The sequence below is a fragment of the Mycobacterium sp. SMC-11 genome (assembly GCF_046250095.1).
Lineage (GTDB): Bacteria > Actinomycetota > Actinomycetes > Mycobacteriales > Mycobacteriaceae > Mycobacterium > Mycobacterium heraklionense_A.
In genome coordinates this window covers 663007-689998 of the sequence record NZ_CP176430.1, presented here as the reverse complement: position 1 = coordinate 689998, position 26992 = coordinate 663007, and the positions used below count along the sequence as shown (strand labels likewise).

25 protein-coding genes are annotated in these 26992 nt (G+C 68.1%); 13 read left to right on the top strand and 12 right to left on the bottom strand.

Translation table 11 applies throughout. The features are described 5' to 3' along the window. Nucleotides 1-240 precede the first annotated feature (240 nt). Together ACKY0X_RS03260 and ACKY0X_RS03255 are read left to right on the top strand one after the other, a co-directional pair. On the top strand, nucleotides 241-957 hold the full coding sequence (locus ACKY0X_RS03260) for an MBL fold metallo-hydrolase (protein ID WP_409428294.1): 717 nt from the start codon (nucleotides 241-243) through the stop codon (nucleotides 955-957). Nucleotides 958-968: 11 nt separating this feature from the next. After that, a complete protein-coding gene (locus ACKY0X_RS03255; protein WP_065042339.1) occupies nucleotides 969-1802 on the top strand; it encodes a hypothetical protein in 834 nt (277 codons plus the stop codon). A gap of 10 nt (nucleotides 1803-1812) precedes the next feature. On the opposite strand, the gene ACKY0X_RS03250 is transcribed toward ACKY0X_RS03255, so the two are convergent. The 3 genes from ACKY0X_RS03250 to ACKY0X_RS03240 are packed head-to-tail and all read right to left on the bottom strand — an operon-like array spanning nucleotide 1813 to nucleotide 3786. Next, entirely contained in the window at nucleotides 1813-2865 is a 1053-nt protein-coding gene (locus ACKY0X_RS03250; protein ID WP_409428293.1) for a patatin-like phospholipase family protein, read from the bottom strand. A gap of 10 nt (nucleotides 2866-2875) precedes the next feature. After that, nucleotides 2876-3337, bottom strand: coding sequence for a cyanase (cynS, locus tag ACKY0X_RS03245; protein ID WP_065042350.1), 462 nt, complete (start codon nucleotides 3335-3337; stop codon nucleotides 2876-2878). Between the two features lie 11 nt (nucleotides 3338-3348). After that, the gene (locus ACKY0X_RS03240; protein ID WP_409428292.1) at nucleotides 3349-3786 is read right to left on the bottom strand and encodes an SRPBCC family protein; all 438 of its coding nucleotides are present in this window, start codon (nucleotides 3784-3786) and stop codon (nucleotides 3349-3351) included. 44 nt (nucleotides 3787-3830) lie between these two features. On the opposite strand from ACKY0X_RS03240, the gene ACKY0X_RS03235 reads away from it, so the two are divergent. Genes ACKY0X_RS03235 through ACKY0X_RS03220 form a run of 4 tightly spaced genes read left to right on the top strand, consistent with a single transcriptional unit; the run spans nucleotide 3831 to nucleotide 6374 of the window. Then, on the top strand, nucleotides 3831-4343 hold the full coding sequence (locus ACKY0X_RS03235) for a redoxin domain-containing protein (protein WP_409428291.1): 513 nt from the start codon (nucleotides 3831-3833) through the stop codon (nucleotides 4341-4343). Continuing rightward, on the top strand, nucleotides 4340-5200 hold the full coding sequence (locus ACKY0X_RS03230) for a cytochrome c biogenesis CcdA family protein (RefSeq protein ID WP_409428290.1): 861 nt from the start codon (nucleotides 4340-4342) through the stop codon (nucleotides 5198-5200). The genes ACKY0X_RS03235 and ACKY0X_RS03230 overlap by 4 nt, the downstream gene beginning before the upstream one ends. 48 nt (nucleotides 5201-5248) lie before the next feature. Beyond that, a complete protein-coding gene (locus ACKY0X_RS03225; protein WP_409428289.1) occupies nucleotides 5249-5764 on the top strand; it encodes a hypothetical protein in 516 nt (171 codons plus the stop codon). Continuing rightward, entirely contained in the window at nucleotides 5757-6374 is a 618-nt protein-coding gene (locus ACKY0X_RS03220) for an RES family NAD+ phosphorylase (RefSeq protein ID WP_409428288.1), read from the top strand. Before ACKY0X_RS03225 ends, ACKY0X_RS03220 begins: the two co-directional genes overlap by 8 nt. An 84-nt stretch (nucleotides 6375-6458) precedes the next feature. Here the strand turns inward: ACKY0X_RS03220 and ACKY0X_RS03215 are convergent, their stop codons facing one another. From ACKY0X_RS03215 to ACKY0X_RS03195, 5 genes are read right to left on the bottom strand one after another with little or no spacing between them, the layout of a single operon-like run. Continuing rightward, nucleotides 6459-7217: a class I SAM-dependent methyltransferase gene (locus ACKY0X_RS03215; protein WP_409428287.1), complete on the bottom strand. Its 759-nt coding sequence runs from the start codon at nucleotides 7215-7217 to the stop codon at nucleotides 6459-6461. After that, nucleotides 7210-8334, bottom strand: a complete 1125-nt coding sequence (locus ACKY0X_RS03210; RefSeq protein WP_409428286.1) for a 6-phosphofructokinase — start codon at nucleotides 8332-8334, stop codon at nucleotides 7210-7212. Before ACKY0X_RS03210 ends, ACKY0X_RS03215 begins: the two co-directional genes overlap by 8 nt. Then, a complete protein-coding gene (locus ACKY0X_RS03205) occupies nucleotides 8331-9497 on the bottom strand; it encodes a zinc-binding dehydrogenase (protein ID WP_409428285.1) in 1167 nt (388 codons plus the stop codon). The genes ACKY0X_RS03210 and ACKY0X_RS03205 overlap by 4 nt, the downstream gene beginning before the upstream one ends. A 37-nt stretch (nucleotides 9498-9534) precedes the next feature. Further along, nucleotides 9535-10362, bottom strand: coding sequence for a cytochrome c biogenesis CcdA family protein (locus ACKY0X_RS03200; RefSeq protein ID WP_409428284.1), 828 nt, complete (start codon nucleotides 10360-10362; stop codon nucleotides 9535-9537). Continuing rightward, entirely contained in the window at nucleotides 10363-10848 is a 486-nt protein-coding gene (locus ACKY0X_RS03195) for a protein disulfide oxidoreductase (protein WP_409428283.1), read from the bottom strand. It lies immediately after the preceding gene. Between the two features lie 71 nt (nucleotides 10849-10919). On the opposite strand from ACKY0X_RS03195, the gene recC reads away from it, so the two are divergent. The 7 genes from recC (at nucleotide 10920) to ACKY0X_RS03160 (ending at nucleotide 21274) form a co-directional block, all read left to right on the top strand. Further along, nucleotides 10920-14219 (top strand): exodeoxyribonuclease V subunit gamma, encoded by a 3300-nt coding sequence (gene recC, locus ACKY0X_RS03190; RefSeq protein ID WP_409428282.1) that lies wholly within the window; start codon nucleotides 10920-10922, stop codon nucleotides 14217-14219. Next, entirely contained in the window at nucleotides 14219-17512 is a 3294-nt protein-coding gene (recB, locus tag ACKY0X_RS03185; protein WP_409428281.1) for an exodeoxyribonuclease V subunit beta, read from the top strand. Before recC ends, recB begins: the two co-directional genes overlap by 1 nt. After that, nucleotides 17509-19257: an exodeoxyribonuclease V subunit alpha gene (gene recD, locus ACKY0X_RS03180; RefSeq protein ID WP_409428280.1), complete on the top strand. Its 1749-nt coding sequence runs from the start codon at nucleotides 17509-17511 to the stop codon at nucleotides 19255-19257. Before recB ends, recD begins: the two co-directional genes overlap by 4 nt. A 36-nt stretch (nucleotides 19258-19293) precedes the next feature. After that, nucleotides 19294-19566, top strand: coding sequence for a type II toxin-antitoxin system Phd/YefM family antitoxin (locus ACKY0X_RS03175; protein ID WP_409428279.1), 273 nt, complete (start codon nucleotides 19294-19296; stop codon nucleotides 19564-19566). Next, nucleotides 19566-19964: a type II toxin-antitoxin system VapC family toxin gene (locus ACKY0X_RS03170; protein ID WP_409428278.1), complete on the top strand. Its 399-nt coding sequence runs from the start codon at nucleotides 19566-19568 to the stop codon at nucleotides 19962-19964. Before ACKY0X_RS03175 ends, ACKY0X_RS03170 begins: the two co-directional genes overlap by 1 nt. Before the next feature lie 41 nt (nucleotides 19965-20005). Continuing rightward, nucleotides 20006-20314, top strand: coding sequence for a hypothetical protein (locus ACKY0X_RS03165; protein WP_409428277.1), 309 nt, complete (start codon nucleotides 20006-20008; stop codon nucleotides 20312-20314). A gap of 81 nt (nucleotides 20315-20395) precedes the next feature. Further along, entirely contained in the window at nucleotides 20396-21274 is an 879-nt protein-coding gene (locus ACKY0X_RS03160) for an NYN domain-containing protein (RefSeq protein ID WP_409428276.1), read from the top strand. A gap of 8 nt (nucleotides 21275-21282) precedes the next feature. On the opposite strand, the gene ACKY0X_RS03155 is transcribed toward ACKY0X_RS03160, so the two are convergent. From ACKY0X_RS03155 to ACKY0X_RS03140, 4 genes are read right to left on the bottom strand one after another with little or no spacing between them, the layout of a single operon-like run. Beyond that, the gene (locus tag ACKY0X_RS03155) at nucleotides 21283-22875 is read right to left on the bottom strand and encodes a peptide chain release factor 3 (RefSeq protein WP_409428275.1); all 1593 of its coding nucleotides are present in this window, start codon (nucleotides 22873-22875) and stop codon (nucleotides 21283-21285) included. A gap of 37 nt (nucleotides 22876-22912) precedes the next feature. Further along, nucleotides 22913-23530 (bottom strand): TetR/AcrR family transcriptional regulator, encoded by a 618-nt coding sequence (locus ACKY0X_RS03150; RefSeq protein ID WP_409428274.1) that lies wholly within the window; start codon nucleotides 23528-23530, stop codon nucleotides 22913-22915. Between the two features lie 9 nt (nucleotides 23531-23539). Then, nucleotides 23540-26413: an RND family transporter gene (locus ACKY0X_RS03145; protein ID WP_409428273.1), complete on the bottom strand. Its 2874-nt coding sequence runs from the start codon at nucleotides 26411-26413 to the stop codon at nucleotides 23540-23542. After that, nucleotides 26410-26850, bottom strand: coding sequence for an MmpS family transport accessory protein (locus ACKY0X_RS03140; protein WP_105294730.1), 441 nt, complete (start codon nucleotides 26848-26850; stop codon nucleotides 26410-26412). Before ACKY0X_RS03140 ends, ACKY0X_RS03145 begins: the two co-directional genes overlap by 4 nt. Nucleotides 26851-26992: the final 142 nt, after the last annotated feature.

Sequence of the window (26992 nt, the reverse complement as noted above, 5' to 3'; positions counted from 1 at the left end):
GCCTGTAGAAGGTTACAACCTCGGCCACGAGGTCACCAAACCGCGACGACAGGCGCTGGCCAGAGCCCGTTTGGCTTGGTGGTCGCCCGGCTCCGCCGCGCTTGCAATCGACTCCCGCAAATAGCGGCGACCTGCGTCGCCCGGCTCCGCCGCGCTTGCAATCGACTCCCGCAAATAGCGGCGACCTGCGTCGCCCGGCTCCGCCGCGCTTGCAATCGCCGCTGCCTTAGGCTGGAGGGCGTGCCCGAATCCGACCGGCTGTATTTCCGCCAGCTGCTCTCCGGACGCGATTTCGCGGCCGGCGACCCGATGGCCGCCCAGATGCGCAACTTCGCCTACCTGATCGGCGACCGGCAGACCGGCGACGCCGTCGTGGTCGACCCGGCTTACGCCGCCGGCGATCTGCTCGACACGCTCGAGGCCGACGGTATGCACCTGTCCGGCGTCCTGGTCACCCATCACCACCCCGATCACGTCGGCGGCAAGATGATGGGCTTCGAACTCAAGGGCCTGGCCGAACTGCTGGAACGGGTCAGCGTTCCGGTACACGTGAATACCCATGAAGCACAGTGGGTTTCGCGGGTGACCGAGATTCCGATGTCGGATCTGACCGCGCACGAGCATGGCGACAAGGTGAGCATCGGCGCCATCGAGATCGAGCTGCTGCACACGCCCGGACACACGCCGGGCAGCCAGTGTTTCCTGCTGGACGGTCGGCTGGTTGCCGGCGACACCTTGTTCCTGGAAGGCTGCGGCCGAACCGACTTCCCGGGCGGCGACTCCGACGAAATGTATCGCAGCCTGCAGCAGTTGGCGGCCCTGCCGGGCGACCCGACGGTGTTCCCCGGCCACTGGTATTCGGCCGACCCGAGCGCGGCACTTTCCGAGGTGAAGCGATCCAACTACGTATTCAGCGCCGGAAGCCTGGACCGGTGGCGCATGCTGATGGGCGGATGAGGGGATAGCTGATGGGATCAGTTGAGGACCGCTTGTACGACGTCGCGCACGTGGGCGCGGATACCTGGCTGGCCTGGGCCGCCTGGCTGGCCATCGTCATCACCGTGCTGGCGCTGTTCTATTTGAACCGGCAACTGCAGCGCAACCGCCGGTTGGCCGCCGAACAGACCCGCCCCCACGTGGCGATGTTCATGGAGCCGCACGCCGCCGATTGGCACGTCATCGAGCTGGTGGTCCGTAACTTCGGCAAGACCGCCGCCTACGACATCCGGTTCGCGTTCGACCAGCCACCGACGGTGGCCCGCTACGAAACCGCCTCGGACGGCTATGCCGATGTCGTCGCGCTGCAGCTGCCCGAAGAACTGACGGTGCTGGCGCCGAACCAGGAATGGCGCACGGTGTGGGACTCGGCGATCGACCGGGCCGAGCTCGGTGAGGGCATCGAGTCCCGGTTCACCGGGACGGTCAGCTACGCCGACAGCCCCGACGAGCCCAAGGGCTGGTTCGGGCGGCGGGGCAAGCAGCCTCGGTACGAGAACAAGGTGGTCCTCGACTGGGGTGACCTGCCCCCGGTGCGGCGTGTCGAGTTGATGACGACACACGACCTGGCCAAGCGCGAGAAGCAGAAGTTGGAGCTGCTGCGCAGTCTGCTCAGCTACTTCCACTACGCCAGCAAGGAGACCCGCCCGGACGTGTTCCGCGGCGAGATCGAACGGATCAACGGCGCAGCCCGCGAGATCCAGGACCGGTTGCGCGGTCGCGAGCAGCTGGAGGCGGCCGGCAACACCGACATCACGGTGCGGCTCGGCGACCCCAGCGCGGAGTTGGGCAAACACCGCAGCTGAGCCCGAAGCATCAGTCGCTGTTAGCTGAACCCTTGCTTGGGTAGTGCGATGCCCTAAAACGCCGCAGGTAGGCCGGCCAGTCCCAGCTCGACAGAAACTCACTCGCCGCGGCGTAGCCGTTCTCGTAGAGCTTCTCCAACCGGTCTCGGGAGATGTCGAAGTCCAGCACGCTGACATCGGTGGAGTTGACCTTGATGGCCCGCACGCTGACCCACGGCTGGTTCAGGTAGGTCTGGTCGTGGCCGACCAGCATGGTGCTGATCAGGTTCTCCAGCAGCAGTGACTGCCCGAACAGCCGCAGCGGCCGCAGCACCGGAACCATGGCACCGATGCCGTCGGACACCTCCGGGACCACGGTGACCCCGAACGTGGGCCACAGCGGTGCGCGGCCGTCGAGCCGATCGAAGGTGTAGATCGGGAAGTTCGACAGCACCCCGCCGTCGACCAGGGTGGAGCGCAGCCCGGCGGCGCTGGTCAGCGTGACCGGCCGGTAGAAGAACGGGACAGCCATCGAGGCGCGCACTGCGTCGGCGACGGACTGCTCGTCGGGATCGAGCCCGTACACCCGCCGGTAGTCCCACGGCAGCCGAACCAGCTGCCCGGTCGTCACGTCGGTCACGGTGACCACCGCACGGTAGCGCCGCTCGGGCATCAGGTTCTCCGCGTGGTAGCCCAGATCTCCCCAGGTGCGCACCCCGAGATTCGCCAGCTCACCGCGGATCCAATCGTGGGCGACGTCGCCGCGGTACAGGGCGCTGTCGCGCAGGAACCCCCACACCGGCCCGACCAGCGGGAGCGGCCCCGCGTCGCGCCAGGTATGCAGTGGCACCGACAGCGCGAGGTCTTTGACCTGCGCCGCGGTCAGCTGGTCGCCCTGGGCGGCGGCAGCCAGAATCGTGCCCACCACCGAGCCGCCGGACACCCCGGAGATGCGCTGCACCGAGTAGCCGGCGTCCATCAGGGCGACCACCGCTCCCACCAGCCCGACGAAGCGCACTCCCCCGCCCGACAGCACCAGGTCGGCGGTCAGCGGGTGGGTGTCGCGGGCTCGACGGGTGGCCATCGACCGGCGCTCAGTCCGCTGAATTCCATTCGTAGGGAAGGAATTTACCGTCGAAGGTGATCACCACTCGGTCGCCGCCCGGATGGGGCTTGCGCTCGATGTCCATGCTGAAGTTGATCGCGCTCATGATGCCGTCGCCGAACTGTTCGTGAATCAGTTCCTTGATCGCCGGGCCGTACACGCCCACCGCCTCATAAAGCCGGTAGATGGTCGGGTCGGTGGGCGGCCCCGTAAGCCCGCCGCGCACCGGTACCGCGGCCAGTACCGGCACCACCTCCGGGTCCAGCCCGAGCAGGCTCGCGAGGACCTTGCCCGACTCGGCGGGAATGGGATGCTGGCCCAGCAGTGCCGAGGTGGTCCACACCACCGGCTTGTCGATTGCGTCGGCCAATTCCTGCCAGGTCAGTCCCTTGGCGAGGCGGGCGGCGATGATCTGCTCGGTGATCTGGCTTCGGTTCATGGCTTCCAGCATGCCCGCCTCGCTCACTGTTCGAAATAGCGACGCAGGTTGTCCCACATCGCGGCGTGGGAGCTGCCGCCGTCACGCAGCACGGTCTTCATCAACCACCTTGGCGCGCTGATGTCGACCAGTTCGTGCAATCTGGTGCCGCCGGCATGCGGGCGAACCGTCATGGTCGACCACATCTCGATGCCGGGCCGCTGCAGGGTGTGGGTGCGGATTTCGCCGGGCGCGCTTTGGCGCAGGTCCACCCGGCAGGTGAACCGAATCGGTATTCCGTAGAGGCGCATGCGATGCGGAGCCAGGTATCGGGTGACGCCGTCGGCGCCGCCGGGGAGTTGCCGCACGTCCACCAGCATCGGGTGCAGGGCTTCGTAGTTGACCAGATCGGCGAGAAACGCCGCAACGGTTTCGGGCGGCGCAGCGATGTCGGCGGTGTGCTCCAGGCGTCCGCGTGCCATGGCAGCACCTTAGCCCCGCAGGTTGCGGTGGCATACTCGCCGGTATGCCGCGAGACAAGGCCTCTGGGCGTCGCCAATCGGCCGTACTGCTCATGGCTGTGGCGGCGATAGCCGTACTGCTCTTCGGCTGCGGTTCGCAGACCCGGGCCGAGAACACCCAACTTGATTTCGCCGCTCAAACCCTCGACGGCCGACCGTTTTCCGGTGCGAGCCTGGTCGGCCGACCGGCCGTATTGTGGTTCTGGGCGCCCTGGTGTCCGCTCTGCCAACGGGATGCACCGATGGTCGCTCGACTGGCCGCCGCACACCCCAAGGTGACGTTCGTCGGCGTGGGCGCGCAGGACCGGCTCGATGCGCTGCGGGCGTTCGTCGACAGGTACGGCGTCGACGAGTTCACCGAGTTGGCCGATACCGACGCCGCGGTGTGGGCCAGGTTCGGGGTGACGCGACAACCGGCGTACGCCTTCATCAGGCCGGACGGCCGGATCGAGGTGGTGACGGGCTCGCTGGCCGAAGCCGAGCTGAACCGGCGGCTGCAGGCCCTGACGGGTTCGTGATCGACACCGCCGCACTCAGTTTTGCCCTGGGGGCAGGGCTGGTGGCGGCGCTGAACCCGTGTGGATTCGCGTTTCTTCCCGGCTATCTGGGCCTGGTGATCGCCACCAGCCGAGACGCCTCGCGACCGGCTGCACTGGGGCGGGCAGCGCTGGCCACCATGGTGATGGCCACCGGATTTCTGACGGTGTTCGGCATCTTCGGATTGGCCGTCTCGCCGTTGATCGCTTCGGCGCAGAAGTATCTGCCGTTCGCCACCGTGGTGATCGGCGTGGCGCTGCTGGCGATGGGCGCCTGGCTGTTGGCCGGCCGCGAGATCCCACTGCTACTGCCCGGCACGGCGGGCGGGACGCCCACGGCACGTCTGGGGTCGATGTACGGCTACGGCGTCGGCTACGCCGTAGCGTCCCTGTCCTGCACGATCGCGCCGTTTCTGGCGGTGATCAGCACGACGTTTCGGCAGGGTTCGACGTTGGCGGGGGTGTTGGCGTTCATCGCCTACGCCGCGGGCATGAGCATCACCGTCGGCGTTGCGGCGCTGGCGGTGGCACTGACGGGTTCTAGCGCCAGCTCCGCGATGCGGCGGGTGCTGCCGTACGTCGGACGCATCGCCGGGCTGATCGCGCTGCTGACCGGGTTGTACGTCAGCTATTACGGCTACTACGAAATCCGCCTGTACTTCGCCGAGGGCGACGCCGATGATCCGGTGGTCGGCGCGGCGGGTGCCGTGCAGTCCTGGTTGGCCGATCAGGTCGACGCACTGGGTGTTTGGCCGCTGCTGGGGGCGATCGCCGCGCTGGTGGCCGGCGCACTGGGTTGGCGAGCCCTGCGACGCCGTTATCGGCTCACCCGCGGATGATTGTTTCGATTGTTTCAATCTTGGGCAACGGCGGGTAGTATTGGGCGCATGCCCACCGCCGTCGCCCCGATCGCCCGTCAGGTCGCCGAACGCGCCCGCGCCGATGCCGGGTTCGCCCTCGTCCTCGACGCGCTGCTGGAGGCGCCCACCGCCCCTCAAGGGACGTTGGAGCGCATCGCCGCGCACGCCCTCAACGACCAGCGCCGCGCAGCCCTCGTCGATGACTTCGTCGCCGGGGCGCTGCCCACCCCGAAGGTCCAAGATCTCCTGCGGCTGGGCACACCGCAGGCGGTGCACCGGCTACGCAGCCGCGGCAAGCTCATCGGCGCGGCCGTGGGCAACCAGACCTGGTTCCCGGCCTGGCAATTCGACGACGCCCGGCTGCGCCCCGACCTGCCCGACATCCTGGAGCAGCTGGGCCGGTTCACCACCGACCCGCTGGCTGCGGACCGCATCATGCGGCTCACGCATGACGAACTGGGCGGCGTCTCGATCGCCGAGGCGCTGCGCCACAGCGAGACCGCGCCGGCCGCGCGGCGACTGCTCACCTCACTCGGTGCCTGAACTGCCCGCCGGCTATCGGGCGCCCCTGCCCGATGCCCGGCCCAGCGGGCTGCGCCGCCGACGGATCGCCGCCGGCTCACAGCTGTGGCGCCTCGATGCCGAGCATCCCGACCAGTGGACCTGGGGCGGTTTCGGCCAACCGCGCTTTCGCTTCGATCCGCCGTCGGGTGGGTTCCGTACCCGTTACGCGGCAACCGATCTCGTCGGCGCGTTCCGGGAACGCTACCGGTTGACCGGACTGATGATCCCCGGCGATCACGCCCGCCACCACCTGGTGCGCCTGTCCTCCTCCCGGCACCTGCGGGTGCTCGATCTGCGCACCGAGCGCAACCTGGATGCGCTCGGCGTCGACGACCAGATCAGCACCGGCCAGCACGACGCGGTGTGGGCCACCTGCCAACACCTGGCAGATGCCCTGCGGCGCTGGTGGCCCGAGCCCGACGAGTGCCCGGACGCGATCGTCTACCGCTCGCGCACCACCCCGGAGACTTCGGTCAACTATGCGTTCTTCGACGTCGGGGCATTCACGGTCGAGTGCTGGCCGCTCGCGGAACGCCCGGATGTGACCGCGGATCTGGTGCTGCGGCACGGGTTTACCGTCGCGTACTGAGCCTCCCGCCCGCCGAGTGGGAACCACACGACGCATCGGCGGCGTGTCGCGTCGTGGATTTCACACTCGGCGGCTCCCCGGCGCTCAGCCCGGCTTCGTCGCGGTAACCAGCCGGGTCGACGTCCACGGCCCGCCGTACCACATTCGCCAGCCCAGGTTGCGCCATGTCACGTCACGCCAACCCATTTCACGCAGTTGGGCGGCGTGGTGGCGGATCTCCCACAGGTCGGCGATGGCCAACCGGCCTCCGGGCCGCAGCACCCGGGCCGCCTCGGCCAGCGCACGCCGGCGGCCCTCGCGGGACCCGATGTTGTGGATCGCCAGGTTGGACACCACCACATCGACGCTGGCGTCGGCCAGCGGCAGCTCGGTCATGTCGCCGGTGCGCACCTCGATCCGGTCGGCGACGCCTTCCAGTGCGGCGTTGGCCCGGGTCGCATCCGCCGAGTTGTCGGTCTGATCGGCCTGCCACAGGTCGACTCCGATCGCCCGGCCGTCAGGCAATCGCTTGGCCGCGGCGCACAACACCGCGCCTCGACCACATCCCATGTCCAGTACCGTTTCGTCGCCGCGCAGCCGCAGCCCGTCGAGGACGTCGTCCCACACCTTGAACTTGCCGGCCCGCGTCGCATGCCAATACAGCCCGACCTGGGCCAGGATGGCGGCGTCGAGGACCAACGCCGCCGCGCCGGCCCACAGCGGACCGCGAGCCACCGCGAAGACGCCGTAGATCGCCAGCGCGGCGCACCCGATCACCAGGGCGGCGAGCTGCCCGCGGAGCGGCACCCGGTGAAACGATCCGTCGATGCCGTAGTCGCCGCGATGGCGTGACGCCTCAGTCATGGCGCAGGCTCTCGTCACCGAACCTGATACCCAGGTCTCGGGCGGTCTGGATCGAATCACAGTCCACTGGAACGGTTTTCTGTCGACGGGTGGCTTCGGCCAACGGCACGTAATCCACCGTCGGCGGGTTGAGCGCCACCATCACCCCGCTGTGCCCCTCGTCGAGGGCCCGCACCGCCGCAGCGCCGAACCGCAGCCCCAGTAGCCGGTCCACCGACGACGGCGAACCGCCACGCAACAGGTGCCCGAGCACGACGGCACGCGACTCGCGCCCGGTGAGCGCCTCCAGTTCGGCGGCAACCTTGGCGCCCACACCGCCCAGGCGTTCGGCCTGGCCTACCGCCTTGCCCGCCACGGTGAGTTCGCCACCCACCGGCTTGGCACCTTCGGCCACGCAGACAATGGAGTACGTCGAACCACGTTGCGCGCGTTCGCTGATCAGCTCGGCCACCGACTCCAGCCGATAGGGGATCTCCGGAAGCAGGATGGCATGCACCCCGGACGCCAGCCCGGCGTGCAGCGCGATCCAACCGGCGTAGCGGCCCATCACCTCCACCACGATGATCCGGCTGTGCGAGGTCGCGGTGGGAAACAATCGATCGATGCACTCCGAGGCGAAATCGACCGCGCTGTCGAAGCCGAACGTCGCCGCGGTGCCCTCCAGATCGTTGTCGATGGTCTTGGGCACCCCGACCAGCCGCAGCCCGGCCTGGTGCAGGTGGTGGCCGATCGCCAGAGAGCCGTCGCCGCCGATGGTGATCAGCGCGTCGATCTCGTGCTCTGCGATGCGCTCGAGCAGTTCGTCGGTGCGGTCCTGTTCACTCCAGCTGCCGTCGGGCTGTTGCACCGGGTACGCGACTGGATTGCCGCGGTTGGTGCTGCCCAAGATGGTGCCGCCCTGGTGGATGATGCCGCGCACCCGGTTACGGGTCAGCTCGATCAGTCCGCCATCGGGGTATTCGTCACCCAGCAGCAGCCCGTTGTAGCCGTCGCGGATCCCGACCACGTCCCAGCCTCGCCTTCCAGCGGCCAGGGTGGCGGCATAGATGACGGCATTGAGGCCGGGCGCGTCACCACCACCGGTGCTGATCGCGATGCGCTTGATGCCCGCGGTCACCCCTGGACCTCCTGCACCGGGCTTTTGGGATCGATCAGAACCTTGGCGTGCCGGGCCGGGTCCGCCAGCGCGTCGAACGCGTTCGCCACCCCGCCCAGTCCGACGGTGCCGGTGATCAGCGGCGAGACGTCGACCTTGCCCTCGGCGATCATGTGCAGGGTGTCTCGGAATTCCATTGGCGTGTATCCCAATACGAACCGCAGATCGGTTTCCTTGTTGATTGCGATCGCCGGCCGGATCGCGTCGGTTCCCATACAGACCCCGACCACCACCACCCGGGAGAACAGTGGCGCGCCGGCGATGATGCCGTCGATGACACCCGGCACCCCGACGCACTCGAAGATCACCGGGCGGTTGGGGGTGGCGGCGCCGACGGCTTCGGCGGCCCGCCAGACATGCCACCAGGGCAACCGCGCCTTGTACAGCTTTTCGACGGTGCCCACCGCCAGGCCCAGCGCATCGGGCGCTTTCTCCAGGTGGCCGTGGCCCGCTGCCGCCGCATATGGCGAGTCCTGTGCCGGGTCGACGACGATGTCGGCGCCGCATCGGGTGGCCAGCGCGCGCCGGCCGGGCGAGAAATCGCTGGCGATCACCGTGCGCACGCCGCGCGCCTTGAGCATGCACACCACCGCCAGGCCGATGGGTCCGCAGCCGATCACGATCGCCACGTCGCGTTTGCGCACCTCGCCGCGCCGCACGGCATGCCAGGCGACCGCCATCGGCTCGGTGAGGGCGGCCGCGTCCACCGACAGCCCGTTGGGAACCGGCAGGGCCAGCGACTGCTCGACGAGCATCTGCTCGGCGTAGCCGCCGGGCGCCGATTCCGACAACCCGACCGCATGGACGTCCTCGCCGCGCCGCAACAGTGGGATCGCGACCACCCGGGTGCCGGGCCGCGGCGCCTTTCGGGTGCGGGGACCGTGATCGAGTACTTCGCCGCAGACTTCGTGCCCGAGCACCACCTGCTGGTTCGAGCGCATGAAACCGTCGTATCCGGTCACGGCCATAACATCGGCGACCTCGTCGCAGTGCTGGCGGGCGTGCAGATCAGATCCACAAATGCCGCACCGCAACACATCGATGAGGAGCTGGCCTCTGGCCGGGATCGGAGTAGGTAGGTCGACGAGCTCGAGTTCACTGTTGCTGCAGCTGACGGCTTTCACGGTTTCCAGCCTACGAGGGTGCCCGGCCGGCGGGGTGTCAACGACCGGGGCGGCGAGCCCGCAGCAAGGCTCCCACCAGGAGGATCGCCATCACCGCCAGCCACGGCCAGGCCCCATACTGGTGCACCCATCCCGCGAGCGTGCCTTGCAACCGGCCGGCGGCGGCCAGTACCGGATCGTCGGCGCTGGCGCCGCTCTCGAACAGGCGAACTTCGTGGTAGCCGTAGTAGCCGACGTAGAGTCCGACGGCCACCAGCAGCGCGCCGCTGATCCGGCTGGCGTAGCGCGTGATTCGGCGCATCCGGTCGATCAGTGCGGAGCGAGCCAGCGCCACCGCGATCGCCAACACCCCGACCAGTAGACCGAACCCGGCCGCATACGCCAGATAGGCGATCACGGCGTCGTGGCCACCACGCAAGGCCGCCCCGGTGACCGCCAGAAACGGGCCGATCGTGCAGCCCAGCGACGCGCAGGCGTAGGCCACCCCGTAGCCGAGCATCGACCCGATCCGGGCGGTGGGAGCCCATCGTCCGCCGAACGGGGTGACCGCGAGCCGACGTCCCGCCAGCAGCCAAACACCAAGCGCCACCAGCACGATGCCGATCACCACCGTGGCGTAGGGCAGATAACTCTCCACCCGCGTGGCCACGGTGACGGTAAGCAGCCCGAAGGCGCCGAACACCGCCAAAAAGCCCAGGGTCATCGCGGCGGTGGCCGCCAACGCCCGACCCACCGCCGCCCACCCGCCGGCCCGCTCACCACGCACCACCAACGCCAGATAGGCGGGCAGCAGCGCGAACCCACACGGATTCAGGGCTGCCACCAAGCCTGCGGCGAAGGCCAGTCCCGGCAGATTCTGGTTCACCTACGTCAGCGCCGCGACGCGGTCGGACAACTCCTGTTGCGACATCGCCGACGTCGGATTGTTTACGAAGGTCGAGGTGCCATCGGAGCGCTCGAAGACGTATGCGGGCTGCCACGGCACCCCGAATCGCGCCCAGATCGAGCCGTCGGCGTCGTTGAGATTGGTGAAGTTCAGGTGGTACTTGGCCGCGAAGTCCTGCATCGACGCGACATCCGCGCGGCCCGCGACCCCGATGAAGGTCACCCGGGGGTTGGCGGCCGCGACCTGGCTCACCGACGGCGCCTCGGCGTTGCAGAACGGGCAACTCGGTCTCCAGAACCACAGCACCGCGGGTTTGCCCTGCAGGCTGGCGCCGTTGAACGGGGTCCCGTCAATGGTGGTGGCGGTGAACTGCAGGCGGTCGTCGGCGGCGGTGGCGGCCGGTGGGGCGGCCAGCCCGATAAGCAGTGCGGCGACAGCGGCCATTACCAGCGTGTAGATCCTCATGTAAGGCACCACGAACCCGACCGGCCGATGGTTCAGCCCGAGCGTCGGGGCCGCGGTTTAGGGTGGCCGCGATGGCACTGCACCTGCACCGCGCCGAGCGCACCGACGTCCTCGCCGACGGCCTCGGTGCCCTGTTGGCGGCGCCGCCGGCCGACCCGTTCGCCCAGGAGTTGGTGCTGGTGCCGGCGCGTGGGGTGGAGCGCTGGCTGTCCCAACGCCTGTCCCATGTGTTGGGTGCCGGTCCCGGAGGCGACGGGGTGTGCGCCGGCGTGGAGTTTCGCAACCCGACCTCGCTGATCGCCGAGATCACCGGCGCCGGCGACGACGATCCGTGGTCCCCGGATGCCATGACCTGGCCGCTGTTGGCGGTGATCGACGCGAGCCTGGACGAGCCCTGGTGCGCCACGCTGGCAAAGCATTTGGGCCACGACGACCCCAGCGGAGAAGGTGAGCTGCGCCGCGGCCGCCGCTATGCGGTGGCACGCCGGCTGGCCGGATTGTTCGCCTCGTACGCCCGGCAGCGCCCGCAGCTGCTCGTCGACTGGAGCGCCGGCGTGACCACCGACGGTGCCGGTGGATCGTTGCACGACGACTTGGGTTGGCAGCCGCCGCTGTGGCGGGCGCTGGTGGCTGCCGTCGGGATCGATCCCCCGCACGTTCGGCACCGCGATACGGTCGAGCGGCTGCGCCGGGCGCCGACCGAAACGCTGCCGGCCCGGCTGTCGTTGTTCGGCCACACCCGCTTGGCGTGCACCGACATCGAGTTGCTGGACGCGCTGGCCGCCCATCACGACCTGCATCTGTGGTTGCCCCATCCCTCCGATGCGCTGTGGCGCGCGCTCGGCGACGTGCACGGCACCGTTCCGCGTACCGATGACCAAACCCGGCGCCTGGCACACCATCCGCTGCTGGAGACCCTGGGCCGCGATCTGCGGGAGTTGCAGCGCGGCCTGCCCGCGGCACCCGCCAGCGATGAATACCTCAGTGCCGCAACATATCCCGATACGCTCCTGGGTTGGCTGCAATCCGATCTGGGCGCCAACGCGCTGCGCCCCGAGGGCCGCAACCGCGCCGTATCCGACCGCTCGGTGCAGGTGCACAGCTGCCACAGCCCGGCCCGGCAAGTCGACGTTTTGCGCGAAGTCCTGCTGGGGCTGCTGCACGACGATCCGACACTGGAGCCGCGCGACATCGTGGTGATGTGCCCCGACATCGAAACCTATGCGCCGTTGATCGTCGCCGATTTCGGTCTGGGCGAGCTGGCCGGCGACACCCACCCCGCGCATCGGCTACGGGTGCAGCTCGCCGACCGGGCGTTGACCCAGACCAATCCGCTGCTGGCGGTGGCGGCCGAACTGCTGGAGATCGCCGGCAGCCGCGCTACCGCCACCGCCGTGCTCAACCTCGCCCACACCGATCCGGTGCGGGCGAGGTTCGGCTTCACCGACAACGATCTGGCCCAGATCACCACCTGGGTGCGGACCGCCAACATCCGCTGGGGCTTTGACCCACACACCCGCGAGCGCTACGGCCTGTCGCACATCGTGCACAACACCTGGCGGTTCGGCCTGGATCGCATCCTGACCGGAGTCGCGATGTCCGATGATTCGCAGGCCTGGCTGGACACCGCGCTCCCCCTCGACGACGTCGGCAGCAGTCAGGTGGAGCTGGCCGGGAAGCTGGCCGAGTTCGTCGCCCGGTTGCAGTCGGCGGTCGACAAGCTGGACGGCACGCGCCCGCTGGCGGAGTGGATCACCGCGCTGCGCGACGGGGTCGCCGAGTTGGCCGATGCCGGCACTGATGCCTGGCAGAGCGCGCATCTGCAGCGGGAGTTGGCGCAGGTGCTCGACGATGCCGCGGCCCGCAGCGACACCGCACTGCGGCTGCCCGATGTGCGCGTGCTGATGGCCGGGCATCTGGCCGGGCGCCCGACCCGGGCCAACTTCCGCACCGGAACGCTGACGGTGTGCACCATGGTGCCGATGCGGTCGGTGCCACACCGGGTGGTGTGCCTGCTGGGGGTGGACGACGGGGTGTTCCCCCGGCTGGACCTGCCCGACGGCGACGACGTGCTGGCCCGGCGCCCGATGACCGGGGAACGTGATATCCGTTCTGAGGACCGGCAATTGCTGCTGGATGCGATCACCGCCGCCACCGACAAGCTGGTAATCACCTATACCGGTGCCGACGAACACAGCGGCCACGCCCGCCCGCCCGCCGTCCCGTTGGCCGAGTTGATCGACGCCCTGGATCAGACCACGCCCGAACCGGTGCGGCAGCACCTGGTTGTGGAGCATCCGCTGCAGCCGTTCGACGTCAAGAACGTCGAACCGGGCCGGCTGATCCCCGATGTGCCGTTCACCTTCGACCCGACCGTGCCGCTGGCCGCCAGAACCGCCGCCGGAACCCGGCGTGCCGCGCGGGAGTTCATCGCCGAGCCGCTGCCTGCACCGCCGCCGGGAGACGTCGCGCTCGTGGACCTGCTGAGGTTCTTCAAGGATCCGGTCAAAGGCTTTTTCAGTGCGCTGAATTACACGCTGCCGTGGGAGGTCGACGAGGTCGACGACGGTATGCCCGTCGAGATCGACGCGCTGGGCGAGTGGGCGGTGGGCAACCGAATGCTGCACGACATGCTGCTGGGCACCGACTCCGCCAATGCCATCGCGGCCGAGTGGCGGCGCGGCAGCCTGCCGCCTGGGCAACTGGGCTGGCGCGCCGCCAAACAGATCCGGGACCGGGTGGTGCAATTGGCAGCCGCGGCGCTCGAGCATCGCCGAGGTGCTCCGGCGACCTACGACATCGATCTGGATCTCGGGGGTGGGCGCCGGCTGACCGGCACGGTCACCCCGGTGTTCGACGCGACCACGGTGGCGGTCAACTACTCCAAGCTGCGGGACACCCACTTGTTGCAGGCCTGGATCCCGCTGGTGGCGCTGGCCGCCCAGCGTCCCGACATCGAGTGGACCGCGCGCTGCATCGGCCGCGACCGAGGCGGGGAACGCGCCCTGCAGCGGGTGTTCGGGCCGCCACCCAACCCGGTCGAAACGTTGCGGGAGCTGTTGTGGCTCTATGACATCGGGCGCTGCGAACCGCTGCCGCTGCCGATCAAGACGTCGTTTGCGTGGGCCGAGAAGCGGCACGCCGGTCGCGACCCGGTCTGGTATGCCAGCAGCAAGTGGGCCACCCAGCGCTATCCCGGTGAGGACGCCGAACCCGCGAGCGTCCGGGTCTGGGGACCACGCGCGCCGTTCGACGTGCTGCAGGGACCGCCGCGCCCGGGTGAGGAGACCGACGGCGAGGACACCCGACTGGGCGCGCTGGCGGCCCGACTGTGGCTGCCGCTGCTGCGCGCGGAACGGCGGGTGCGCTGATGGAACGCTTCGATCTGCTCGGCCCGCTGCCGGCCCGCGGCACCACCACCGTCCTGGAGGCCAGCGCCGGCACCGGTAAGACGTTCACGCTGGCCGGTCTGGTGACGCGCTATCTGGCCGAGGGCCACGCCACGCTGGACGAGATGCTGCTGATCACGTTCAGCCGCGCAGCCACCCGGGAGCTGCGGGACCGGGTGCGCCGCCAACTGGTGGAGACATTGGCCGCCCTCGACGGCACCGACACGCAGGAACCCAATGATCTTGTCGCGCATCTGTGCAGCGGCAGCGCCGACGAGCGGGAGTTGCGCCGGCGCCGACTGCGTGATGCGTTGGCCGGCTTCGACGCCGCGACTATCGCCACCACCCACCAGTTCTGTCATCTGGTGCTGAAGTCACTGGGCATCGCCGGTGACACCAGCGCCGGCGTCGAGTTGGTGGAAAGCCTTGACGACCTGGTGATCCAAGTGGTCGACGACCTGTACCTGGCGAAGTTCGGCACGCAGCGCGACGAGGTGGCCCTGAGCTATGCCGACGCGCTGAAACTGGCGCGGGTGGTGGTCTCCGACCCGTATGCCCAACTGCGCCCGCAGGATCCCGAACCCGACACCGTGGCCGAGGTGCGGTTGCGCTTCGTCGACGCGGTCTGCACCGAATTGGAGCTGCGCAAACGCCAGCTCGGCGTGTTGGGGTACGACGACCTGCTGCGCCGGCTGGCGGGTGCCTTGGAACCCGAGAATTCCCCGGCCCGCAAACGGATGCGGCAACGCTGGCCGATCGTGATGGTCGACGAGTTTCAAGACACGGACCCGATCCAGTGGCAGGTGATCGAACGCGGCTTCGTCGGGCATTCGGCGGTGGTGCTGATCGGCGATCCCAAGCAGGCGATCTACGGGTTCCGCGGCGGCGACATCTACACCTATCTGCAGGCGGCCCGCACCGCGGGGCAGCAGCGCACCCTGGCGGTGAACTGGCGCAGCGACGCGGCGCTGGTCGACGCGCTGCAGACCGTGATGGGCGGTGCGGCGCTGGGCGATCCGCAGATCGTGGTCCACGAGGTCGAGGCCGCGGTCGGCGGAACCCGACTGGCCGGTGCGCCCAGCACCGCGCCGTTCCGGCTGCGGGTGGTCGGCCGCGCGACCTTCGGCGTCAGCGCCGATCGTGTCGTCCCGATGCCCAAGCTGCGACGTCACATCCCCGATGATCTGGCCGCCGACGTCGCCGCCTTGTGGGCCAGCGGCGCGACTTTCGACGGCCGGACGATCAGCCCCGGCGACGTGGCGGTGATCGTCGAGAACAGCAAGGACGCGGCCGCCTGCCAAGAAGCCTTGCTGCGGGCCGGGATTCCCGCCGTGTTCACCGGCGACGCCGACGTGTTCTCCTCGGCCGCGGCCGCCGACTGGTTGTGTCTGCTGGAGGCGTTCGAAGCAACCCATCGCGCTGGGCTGGTGCGGGCCGCCGCGGCGACGGTGTTCTTCGGCCATACCGCCGCCGCACTGGCCGACGGTGGTGACGCGTTGACCGACCAGGTGGCGTCGACGTTGCGGGACTGGTCCGATGAGCTGCGGTTGCACGGGCCTGCGGCGGTGTTCGAGGCGGCGCAGCTGGCCGGGTTGAAGCGCCGGCTGCTCGGCGAGTACGGCGGGGAACGCACCATGACCGATCTGGCGCATGTGGCGCAGCTGCTGCATGAGGCCGCGCACCGGGATCGGCTGGGCCTGCCGGCGTTGCGGGATTGGTTGCGTCGCCAGTGCACGGAAGGAAACGGTGGCGGGCAGCACAATCGTCGACTGGATTCCGACGCCGCCGCCGTGCAGATTCTGACGGTGTGGGGTTCCAAGGGTTTGCAGTTCCCGATCGTGTACCTGCCGTTCGCGTTCAACCGGCACATGTTCGACGAGGCCATCCCGCTCTACCACGAAGCCGGTGTCCGCTGCCGGCACGTGGGCGGCCCGGACAGCCCCGATCACACCGACGTGCAGCGGCTGAGCCTGGCCGAGGCTGCCCGCAACGACATTCGGCTGGCCTATGTGGCGTTGACCCGCGCGCAGTCGCAGGTGGTGGCGTGGTGGTCGGCGTCCTACGACGAACCCAATGGCGGTCTGTCCCGGCTGCTGCGGGGCCGGTGCCGTGGCGAGGCGCCGGTGCCGGATCGCTGCGAGCCCAAGCCGTCCGATGACGAAGCCCTGAGTTGCTTTCGGGAGTGGGAGGCCGCCGGCGGTCTGGTCATCGAGGAGTCGGTGATCACCCCGTTGGCCCCGGTCGCCCCGGCACAGCCTCCGGATGACTTAGAAGCACGGCACTTCCACCGGCACATCGACACCGGCTGGCGGCGCACGTCGTATTCCGGGCTGATCCGGCATGCCTCTGAGGGGGTGGCAGACGGGGCGTCGGGGGTGCACAGCGAACCGGAGCTGACCGCCCGCGACGACGAGGCCGACGACATCCCGGTGGCGGTGGCGGCGCCGCCGGTCGGCGCGGATCTGGTCTCGCCGATGGCCGAGCTGCCCGCGGGGGCGGCGTTCGGTTCGCTGGTGCACGCGGTGTTGGAGACCGCCGATCCGTTCGCGGCCGACTTGGTGGCCGAGTTGGAAGCCCAGGTACGCGTGCACGCCGCCTGGTGGTCGGTCGACGCCGAGCCTGCCGCGCTGGCCGCGGCGCTGGTGCCCATGCACGACACCCCGCTGGGGCCGCTGGCAAACGGGCTGACCCTGCGCGGCATCGGCACCCGGGACCGGTTGCGGGAGCTGGACTTCGAGATCCCGTTGGCCGGCGGCGATGTTCGGGGCATGGCACCGGACGTGCGGCTGGCCGAAGTCGGGACACTGTTGCGCGAGCATTTGTCCGCCGACGATCCGTTCGCCCCGTATGCCGACCGGCTGGCCACCGAGGCACTGGGTGGCCAGCCGCTGCGCGGATATCTGTCCGGGTCGATCGATGTGGTGCTGCGGGTGCCCGAGCAGCGCTTTCTGGTGGTCGACTACAAGACCAACCGGCTCGGTGACACCGCCGCCGACTACGGCTTCGATCGGCTCACCGCCGCGATGCTGCATTCGGATTATCCGCTGCAGGCGCTGTTGTATACCGCGGTGCTGCACCGGTTCCTGCGATGGCGGCTACCCGGCTACGACCCCGAGCAGCATCTGGGCGGGGTGCTGTATCTGTTCGTGCGTGGGATGTGCGGGCCGGACACCCCGGTCATCGACGGGCATCGCGCCGGGGTGTTCGACTGGCGGCCGCCGACGGCACTGGTGGTGGCGTTGTCGGACCTGTTGCATGCAAGGCGGGCGGCATGAGCGAGTTGTTGGAGTGGCGAGTGGCCTCCGGCGCCACCGGGCTGTTGCGGGAGTTCAATCGGGCCGGCGTGCTGGATGCCGCCGATGTGCATGCCGCCCAACGCATCACGGCGTTGGGCGGTGAACCCGATGGGACGGTGGGCTTGGCGCTGGCGCTGACCGTGCGGGCGCTGCGGCACGGGTCGGTGTGTCTGGATCTGTCGTCGGTGGCCGCCGATACCGACGACGCCCAGGTGCCCTGGCCGGAGCCGGGGGCGTGGTTGGCCGCGGTGCGAGACAGCCAACTGGTGCAGGCCCGGGTGCTGCGGCTCTACGACATCCCTTCTGGCGCGCTGCTCTACCTCGACCGATATTGGCGCGAGGAGGAACAGGTCTGCGCCGACCTGCTGGCGCTGTCGGCGCCGGGGACGATACCGGCGGAGCTGCCCGCCTTTGAGCGACTTTTTCCGCCCGGCCAGTTCGATGAGCAGCGTGCGGCCGCCGAAATCGCGCTGTCGCAGCCGGTTACGGTGCTCACCGGCGGGCCGGGCACCGGCAAGACGACCACGGTGGCGCGGCTGTTGGCGCTGTTGGCCGAGCACGCCGAACGGTTGGGGACGCCAGGGCTGCGGATCGCGTTGGCCGCCCCGACCGGTAAGGCCGCGGCCCGGCTGACCGAGGCGGTCGCCGCGGAGGTGGCCGAACTGGAGCCGGTGGACCAGGCGCGGCTGGCCGGGCTGGGTGCCACCACGCTGCACACGCTGCTGGGTTCGCGGCCGGACAGTTCGGTGCGGTTCCGCCACGACCGGGCCAACCGGCTGCCGCACGAGGTGATCGTCGTCGACGAGACGTCGATGGTGTCGCTGACGCTGATGGCCCGGCTGTTGGAGGCGATGCGGCCGGATGCCCGGCTGATTCTGGTGGGCGACGCCGACCAGCTGGCGTCGGTGGAAGCCGGTGCGGTGCTGGCCGATCTGGTCGACGGGCTGGCGGCGCGGCCGGACACCCGGGTGGCGACGCTGCGGACCTCGCACCGGTTCGGCGAGTCGATCGGCGCGCTGGCGGTGGCGATCCGCGACGGCGACGCCGATCAGGCGATCGCGCTGCTGGCCGCCGGCGGCGAGCACGTGGAGTGGATCGACACCGACCACGCGGGCGACGTGGCCGAGCGGTTGGCGGCTCTGGTGGTTCCCCACGCGCTGGCGGTGCGCCAGGCGGCGCTGCTCGGTGATGCCACGGCAGCGGCGGCCACGCTGGACGAGCACCGGTTGCTGTGTGCGCACCGGGAGGGCCTGCACGGGGTGCGGCACTGGAATCAGCAGATCCGCCGCCTGGTGGCCGAGCAGACCGGTGATCCGATGTGGACCGAGTGGTATGCGGGGCGACCGTTGCTGGTGACCGCCAATGACTACGGGCTCGGGATGCGCAACGGCGATACCGGGGCGGTGGTGGTTCGCAACGAGGGGCTGCGCGCGGTGATCTCGACGGCGTCGGGGCCGCTGGAGTTCGCCACCAGCCGGCTCGCCGAGGTCGAGACCATGTATGCGATGACGATCCACAAGAGCCAGGGCAGCCAGGCCGGCGAGGTCACCGTGCTGATGCCGCCGGTCGAGTCGCGGCTGTTGACCAGGGAGCTGTTCTACACCGCGGTGACCCGGGCCAAGTCGAAGGTGCGTGTGGTGGGGTCGGAAGCTTCGGTGCGGGCGGCGCTGGGCCGCCGGGTGGTGCGGGCGTCCGGGTTGGCGTTGCGGCTGCGGGAAGCGTGACCGCGTTGTACTACAAATTCGTAGTACCATTTTTCTATGGCCGAGGTGCCGGTACGCGAGCTGAATCAGAACACCGCCGGCGTGCTCGCGCGCGTCAAACGGGGCGAACAACTTGAGATCACCGAGCGGGGCGCGGTGATCGCTCGCCTGGTCCCGGCCAAGGAGGATCCGTTAGCCGAGATGGTCAAGGCCGGGCGACTTCATCCCGCGACAGTCAGCGGGCCGGTGCCTCGTCCCTCGGGTCCGATTCGTACCGATCATGAGGCCGGAGAAGTGCTCCGCGAGATGCGGGATGACGAGCGCTACTGATGTTGTATCTGGACACGTCGGCGCTGGTGAAGCTCATCCGGCGTGAGCCGGAGACCGACGCGCTCGCCGATTGGCTCACCGCACAGGAGTCCGCGCCGTGGGTGTCGTCAATGTTGATCGAGGTCGAACTGCCCCGCGCCATTAGGCGGATGGATCCCGCCCGCCTGCCCGACATCCCCGCACTGGTATCCCGGATCTCCCGCTACGAGGTGGATGAGGTGGTTCGGACCGCCGCTGCGGCGTACCCCGACCCGACGCTGCGATCCCTGGACGCAATCCATCTGGCGACCGGTCACGCAGTGTTCGGCGCCAGGTTGACCGCGTTTGTCGCCTACGACCAACGTTTGCTCGAGGCCGCCGGAGCCCTCGGTCTGCCGACCACCTCCCCGGGTCGCTAGTAGCCCCCGGGCTGTCGTACCCCCGGATTACCGTCGCGACCATGGGGAATCGCAAGCAGTCGGGCAGCACCGGAACGGGCTTGGCCATTCTGCTGTTCATCGCGCTGCTGTGGTGGCTGCGCTGGCTCATTCTCGCCGGTGCCGTGGTCGCCCTGCTGGTGGTTGTCACGCGGCGGCTGATACGCAGCTACGCCGCGCACCGCGCCGCCGAGCTGAACCGGCTGCGCGAAATCCGGCAGCGCGCCGACGTGCAGAACGCCCAGGTGTTGCGCGGGGATCCGCACGGGTTCTTCGGGCAGTACCCGCTGCCGGACCCGGAGCTGATTCCGCGTTGGTACCGGGCCGGTTAGGCGCCTCGCCGGCCCGGACCATGTGGACCCTTGCCCGCCGAGGCGTTATGGATGGGGCCGGTGGTGCGCCACACTGGGACCATGACGGAATCCGGCGATACCCGGGTCGCGGTCTACCTGGACTTCGACAACATCGTGATCTCGCGCTATGACCAGGTCAACGGGCGCAGTTCGTTTCAGAAGGACAAGTCCAAGGGCCTGTCCAAGCATCCCGAACGCCTCGCCCGGGCGACCGTCGACGTCGGGGCGATCATCGATTTCGCCTCGTCGTTCGGGACGCTGGTACTCACCCGCGCCTACGCCGACTGGTCGGCGGAGGTCAACACCGGCTACCGCGCGCAGCTGGTGGGGCGAGCGGTCGATCTGGTGCAGTTGTTCCCGGCCGCGGCCTACGGCAAGAACGGCGCCGACATCCGCTTGGCGGTCGACGCGGTCGAGGACATGTTCCGGCTGCCGGATCTGACCCACGTGGTGATCGTGGCCGGCGACTCCGACTACATCCCGCTGGCCCAGCGCTGTAAACGGTTGGGCCGCTATGTCGTCGGCATCGGCGTGGCCGGCTCGACCAGTCGCGCCCTGGCCGCGGCCTGCGACGATTTCGTCAGCTACGACGCGCTGCCCGGCGTGCCGGTGTTCGAGCCCGCGCCGGTCACCGCCGACGCAGATGCCGAACCGAAGCGCCGCACCCGCCAGGCCAAAGAGGAGCCCGAGGAACCACAACCGGATCCCCAGGACACCGCCACCGGGCTGCTCATCCGCGCCCTGAAGATCGGCCTGGAAAAAGACGACGTCGAGTGGTTGCACAACTCGTCGGTCAAAGCACAGATGAAGCGAATGGACCCGTCGTTCAGCGAGAAAGCCCTGGGGTACAAGTCATTCAGTGATTTCCTGCGGTCCTACTCGGACCTGGTGGAGCTCGATGAGAGTTCGACGACGCGCATGGTGCGGCTGCGCACCTAACGGCCGAGCTAGCCCTCGGCGGCCACCAAGGACCGCAGCTTCACATCGGGGTTGTCGCGCTGGAAACCCTGCAGCCGCCATGCGTTGGAGAACAACACCAGGTGCACCCCGTCGGTGCGGGTCAAAACTTCCGCCAGCGACTGTTTGTTCACGAAGTCGACGTCGTCGGCGTCCACGATCCGGGCGACCTGATACGGCAGCGGCTCCAGCGTGATCGGCGCGCCCATCTCGCTGGCCATGCGGTGTGCGGCCACTTCGAACTGCATCGGGCCGACCGCGGCAAGCACCGGCGCCTGCTCACCACGGCGATCCGAGACCAGCACCTGCACCACGCCCTCTTGATCCAACTGCTCGATGCCGCGGCGGAACTGCTTGTGCTTGCTGGGATCGACGTTGCGCGCCACCGAGAAGTGCTCGGGCGAGAAGCTCGGGATCGGCGGGTACTGCACGGGCACATCGCAATACAACGTGTCGCCGGGGCGCAGCGCGGCGGCGTTGGCCAGCCCGATCACATCGCCGGGCCACGCGGTGTCCAAGGTGGAGCGCTGCTGGCCGAACACCGACTGGGCGTACTTGGTGACAAACGGCTTGCCGCTCGCGGCGTGGGTGAGCACGTCGCCACGTTCGAAGGTGCCCGAGTACACCCGCGCGAAAGCGATGCGATCGCGGTGCGCGGAGTCCATTCCGGCCTGCACCTTGAACACGAAGGCACTGAACGGTGCGTCGGTGGCGCGCCGGCCGCCGTCGACGTCGAGCGCCCCGCCGGGCGCCGGCGCCAACTCGGTGAGCACGTCGAGCAGCTGATTCACGCCGAAGTTCAATGCCGCCGAGGTGAACAGCACCGGTGTCGCCGTGCAGTCCAGGAACGCCTCGCGGTCGAAGTCGGATCCGTCGGCGCTCAGCAGCTCGCACTCTTCGACCGCGGTATCCCAGTCATCGCCGGCAGCGGCATGCGCGTCGGCCGCGGCGATGTGCTCCTCGGGTGCCGCGGTGGCGCCGCCGGCGGTACGGGTGAACCGAATGAAGTTTCCCGACCGGCGATCGAGCACCCCGTCGAATTCTCCGGCGATGCCGACCGGCCAGGTCAGCGGGGTGGGGCGCAGCCCGATGCGGGTGTGGATCTCGTCCATCAGTTCCAGGGCGTGCCGGCCGGGCCGGTCCCACTTGTTGATCACCGTGATGATCGGGATCCGACGATGGCGACACACCTGGAACAGCTTGAGGGTCTGCGGCTCAAGGCCTTTCGCGGCGTCGATGAGCATGACCGCGGAGTCGACGGCGGTCAGCACCCGGTAGGTGTCTTCGGAGAAGTCGGCGTGACCCGGAGTGTCGAGCAGGTTGATGACGCAGTCCTGCCCCTTGGGGGTGCGGTACGGGAACTGCAGCGCCGTCGAGGTGATGGAGATGCCTCGGGCTTTTTCCATCTCCATCCAGTCCGAGACCGTGGCACGACGGCCGGATTTGCCGTGCACGGCGCCGGCCTCGGTGATGGCCTTGGCGTGCAGCACCAGGGCCTCGGTCAAGGTCGATTTGCCGGCGTCTGGGTGGCTGATCACGGCGAAGGTGCGGCGGCGGCCCGCTTCAGCGGAGATCTCGGTCATTGCGCCAGCGATTGTATTTGCGACCTGGAGCGAATCACTAATCGGCGCTCGCCGCCAGGACGGCGGGCAGCACCAGCGTGTCGATGACCTGCCGGGCGAACTTCGCGTCGAAGCTCTGACCGCTCATGACTCGGATCAGACCCACTCCGGCCAGCACATCGGCGATCAGCGACCAGTCACGGCCGGGTGCCACCTCGCCACGGTCGGCGGCCCGCTGCAAGATGGTGGTCACCACCCGTCTGCCCTTGAGCAGAAGCATGTCGTCGAGCGCCGTGGCGAGGTGTGGATCATGGGCGGCCTCGACCGCAACCCGCAGCACCACGTCGTTGGGGATCAGCGCGTCGTCGGTGCGCGCCATCCGTCCCACCAACGCGTCGAAATCGCCGGCAAGGCTGCCGGTGTCGGCGACGTCGTTGTCCATCAGGTCGGGCCGCCAGTACACCAGCGCATCGGCGATCAGCGCGGCCTTCGACGACCAGCGGCGGTAGATGGCGGCCTTGCCGACACCGGCTCGCGCCGCGATGTCGTTCATGTTGGTGTCGTCGTAGCCGTGCTCGGCCAAGGCGGCCAAGGCGGCATCGAGGATCGCGGGGTCACGCGACCGGTCGAGTCGCCCATCGGTGCGCCTGCGCAACTTCGATTCGGTGTCTGCCATCGCTGACACCTACGACGTGGGTTGCGGAATGGGCGCGGTGTTGTCTTCGGCCGGCTGCGGTTCGGGTCCGCTGCGGCCTCGCCTGGTGATCTCAAAAGTGTTGAGCGGCCACCAGAACCAGCGACCCAGCGCCGCAGCGATCGACGGTGTCATGAACGCCCGGACGATCAACGTGTCGATGATCAGGCCGATACCGATAGTCGTACCGAGCTGTCCGACCACGCGCAGGTCACTGACGATCATCGCCATCATGGTGAAGGCGAACACCAAACCCGCCGCGGTCACGACACGCCCAGTCGCCCCCACACCTCGGATGATGCCGGTGTTGAGCCCGGCGGCTATCTCTTCCCGCAGGCGCGAGACCACCAGGAGGTTGTAGTCCGAACCCACTGCCAGCAGGATCACCATCGACAACGGGATCACGATCCACTGCACGCCCAGGCCCAGGATGTCCTGCCAGAGCAGGACCGACAATCCGCAGGCGATACCCAAGGATGCCGCCACGGTGCCGACGATCACCAGGGCGGCCACCACGCTGCGGGTGATGATCAGCATGATCGCGAAGATCAGGATCAGCGACGCGATAAGCACAATCATCAGGTCGATGACGACACCGTCCTGCATGTCGGCGTACAGCGATGCGGTACCGGCGAGCGAGACCTTCGCGCTGGCCAGCGGGGTGCCCTTGAGCGCGTCGGCGACAACGTCTTTGAGGTCCCGGACATGTGCGATGCCCTCCACCGAGGCCGGGTCGCCCTGGTGGGTGATGATCATCCGGACCGACTTGTGATCGGGCGACATGAACATCTTGATGCCGCGCTTGAAGTCTGGATTGTCGAACACATCCGGCGGCATGTAGAAGAAATCGTCGTTCTTGGCCTGATCGAAGTACAGGCCTATCTCCGTCTCGCCTTTGGCCAATTCCTGTTGCTGGGCCTGGGTTCCGGCCATGGTGCTGTGGGTCGCGAGCATGAAGTCGCGCATCGTGGTCATCGAGTCGATGGTGTTCTGCAGAACCGGCAACATCTGCGGCAGCAACTTATCCAGACGGTCCATGTCGACGGTGAGATTCTGGATCTGTTCGTCGAGTTCGTCGATGCCGTCCATGGTGTCGAAGATCGATCGCAGTGAGTTGCAGATCGGGATGTCGAAGCAGTGCGGTTCCCAGTAGAAGTAGTTGCGGAACACTCGGAAGAAATCGTCGAAATCGGCTATATGGTCCCGCAATTGATCGGTGGTGTCCGCCATGTCGTGAGTCCTGGCGACCATACTGTGCGTGACTTCGGTCATGCGCTTGGTGATGTCGTACATGCGTTCCATGTTGGCGACGGTCTTGCTCATTTCGTCGGCCTGTTCGAGCATCTGAGCCGAGTTATCGTTGTTGAACTTCGCGGCCTGCAGGGTGCCGGCGTTCTGCGCACCGAGCAGGAAGGGGATCGAGCTGTGCTCGATCGGTGCGCCCAGCGGGCGGGTGATGGTCTGCACCCGATCGATGCCCCGCATGCGAAAGACGCTCTTGGCGACCTTCTCGATCACCAGCATGTCTGCGGGGGTGCGCAGGTCATGATCGGTTTCGAGCATCAACAGTTCGGGGTTCATCCGGGCCTGGGAGAAATGCCGGTCCGCGACCGCCATGGCCAGGTTGGCCGGCATGTCGGCGGGAGTGAACTTCTGGTCGTTGTACTGCGGCACATACGTCAGCAAGCTGATGAAGCCCACGACGGCAAGCGCGCTGCTCATCAAGATGACCGGGACGGGCCAGCGGACTGTGACGGTTCCGACCTTGCGCCAGTTCCGCGTCGACAGTTTCTGTTTGGGGTCGAGCAGCCCGAACTTCGATGCGACCGTGAGTATCGCCGGGGCCAGTGTCAGTGACGCGGCGATGACGACCAGGATCGCGATCGCGCAGGGCGGACCCATGGTCTGAAAGTAAGGCAGCGTGGTCATGCTGAGGCACATCAAGGCACCGACGATGGTCAACCCCGAACCCAGGATGACGTGCGAGACGCCGCTATAGGAAACATAGAACGCCTCTTCGGGATCGAGGCCCTTCGCTCGCTCTTCGTGATATCGGCCGAGGAGAAAGATCAGATAATCCGTGATCGCGGCAATGGACAACATCGTCACCATGCTCACCGCATACGGGGTCAGGCCGACGATGTTCATATTGCCGGCGGCGGCCGTAACGCTCATGGCGGCAAACAGTCCCAGGCCGATGGCGACCATGGAGATCAGCATCGTCACCACCGAGCGGTAGATGGCGAGCAGCATCACGATGATGATGGCGACCGACACGAACTCCAGCCGATGCATGCTTTGGTGGCCGGCGACACTGGTGTCGGCATTGAGGACCGTGTTGCCCGCGACATGGGCCTTGATGCCCGGCGGCGGGGTGACCGACGCGACGATGTCGCGCACCGCCGCCACCGATTCGTGGCTTTCGGTGGTGCCCTGCGAGCCATTGAGGAAGATCTGCACGTAGGCGGACTTGCCGTCCACACTCTGTGAACCCGCGGCGGTCAGCGGATCGCTCCAGAAGTCCTGAACGTTCTGCACGTGCTCGTGATCGGCCTCGAGTTTGGCGACGATCTGGTCGTAGAACGCGTGCGCGGCCTCGCCGACCGGCTCATCGCTCTCGAGCACGACCATCGCCGTGGAGTCCGAATCGTACTGCTGAAATACCTTGCCGATATTGAGCATTGCCGCGTACGACGGCGCACCGGTAGGGCTGATCGGGACCGACCGGGTGGCCGCGACCTCGCCCAGTGACGGGATCACCGCCCCCAGGACGATCACCAGAAGCACCCAGAACAAGATGATCGGCAGCGAGAAGACCCGGACCATCCGGCCTAAGAAGGGGCGGTGGGCCTGCGGCTCGCTCATACGGATTTCACCAAGCAGTAGATGAACGGTTTGATGGTGTCGTCGCTGGCCCGCTCGTCGCGCACTTCGTCGTCGACGGTCACCCGGCATCGAAGGTCGCGGGTGTTGCGATCGCCCTGCGCCATGATGTTGGCCGACATCGACGGCAACGTCGTCACGATCGTGAACGACCAGGGCAACGACGCGTTTTCGATGAGATTCGGTTGCCCATTCTCGTCGAGGTAGTTGAGGTTCGCGGTCCCACCGGTCCCGGTGATCTCGTAGGTGATGTGCTTCGGATTGAAGTTCTCGGTGATTGCGGAACCCTCCGCCAGATTTGGGCCTTGGTGGCCCAGAGATGCGCGAATCCGGGATATGGCATACCCGCCCAGTGCCACGACAACCACCAGCAGTAGCGGAATCCAGAACCGCCTCATTAATCGGAACACCGGGTGCATGCCTCTCGGTCGTTCGGGTCGATCAGATCCAGACGGGGCAACCCGGCTCACGCGACGCCAATTCAGGCGAAGAAACCATGTCGCCAACCGATACGGAACCCGAGTTCCGCGTGTAGAACGATCGTCAGAGTACCTGACGAGC

Excerpts from the sequence above, each read along its gene's own strand:
- ACKY0X_RS03255 (WP_065042339.1), top strand. The coding sequence starts at position 969 with ATGGGATCAGTTGAGGACCGCTTGTACGACGTCGCGCACGTGGGCGCG.
- ACKY0X_RS03250 (WP_409428293.1), bottom strand. The coding sequence starts at position 2,865 with ATGGCCACCCGTCGAGCCCGCGACACCCACCCGCTGACCGCCGACCTG.
- cynS (WP_065042350.1), bottom strand. The coding sequence starts at position 3,337 with ATGCTGGAAGCCATGAACCGAAGCCAGATCACCGAGCAGATCATCGCC.
- ACKY0X_RS03240 (WP_409428292.1), bottom strand. The coding sequence starts at position 3,786 with ATGGCACGCGGACGCCTGGAGCACACCGCCGACATCGCTGCGCCGCCC.
- ACKY0X_RS03235 (WP_409428291.1), top strand. The coding sequence starts at position 3,831 with ATGCCGCGAGACAAGGCCTCTGGGCGTCGCCAATCGGCCGTACTGCTC.
- ACKY0X_RS03225 (WP_409428289.1), top strand. The coding sequence starts at position 5,249 with ATGCCCACCGCCGTCGCCCCGATCGCCCGTCAGGTCGCCGAACGCGCC.
- ACKY0X_RS03215 (WP_409428287.1), bottom strand. The coding sequence starts at position 7,217 with ATGACTGAGGCGTCACGCCATCGCGGCGACTACGGCATCGACGGATCG.
- ACKY0X_RS03195 (WP_409428283.1), bottom strand. The coding sequence starts at position 10,848 with ATGAGGATCTACACGCTGGTAATGGCCGCTGTCGCCGCACTGCTTATC.
- recC (WP_409428282.1), top strand. The coding sequence starts at position 10,920 with ATGGCACTGCACCTGCACCGCGCCGAGCGCACCGACGTCCTCGCCGAC.
- recB (WP_409428281.1), top strand. The coding sequence starts at position 14,219 with ATGGAACGCTTCGATCTGCTCGGCCCGCTGCCGGCCCGCGGCACCACC.
- recD (WP_409428280.1), top strand. The coding sequence starts at position 17,509 with ATGAGCGAGTTGTTGGAGTGGCGAGTGGCCTCCGGCGCCACCGGGCTG.
- ACKY0X_RS03175 (WP_409428279.1), top strand. The coding sequence starts at position 19,294 with ATGGCCGAGGTGCCGGTACGCGAGCTGAATCAGAACACCGCCGGCGTG.
- ACKY0X_RS03170 (WP_409428278.1), top strand. The coding sequence starts at position 19,566 with ATGTTGTATCTGGACACGTCGGCGCTGGTGAAGCTCATCCGGCGTGAG.
- ACKY0X_RS03165 (WP_409428277.1), top strand. The coding sequence starts at position 20,006 with ATGGGGAATCGCAAGCAGTCGGGCAGCACCGGAACGGGCTTGGCCATT.
- ACKY0X_RS03160 (WP_409428276.1), top strand. The coding sequence starts at position 20,396 with ATGACGGAATCCGGCGATACCCGGGTCGCGGTCTACCTGGACTTCGAC.
- ACKY0X_RS03155 (WP_409428275.1), bottom strand. The coding sequence starts at position 22,875 with ATGACCGAGATCTCCGCTGAAGCGGGCCGCCGCCGCACCTTCGCCGTG.
- ACKY0X_RS03150 (WP_409428274.1), bottom strand. The coding sequence starts at position 23,530 with ATGGCAGACACCGAATCGAAGTTGCGCAGGCGCACCGATGGGCGACTC.
- ACKY0X_RS03145 (WP_409428273.1), bottom strand. The coding sequence starts at position 26,413 with ATGAGCGAGCCGCAGGCCCACCGCCCCTTCTTAGGCCGGATGGTCCGG.
- ACKY0X_RS03140 (WP_105294730.1), bottom strand. The coding sequence starts at position 26,850 with ATGCACCCGGTGTTCCGATTAATGAGGCGGTTCTGGATTCCGCTACTG.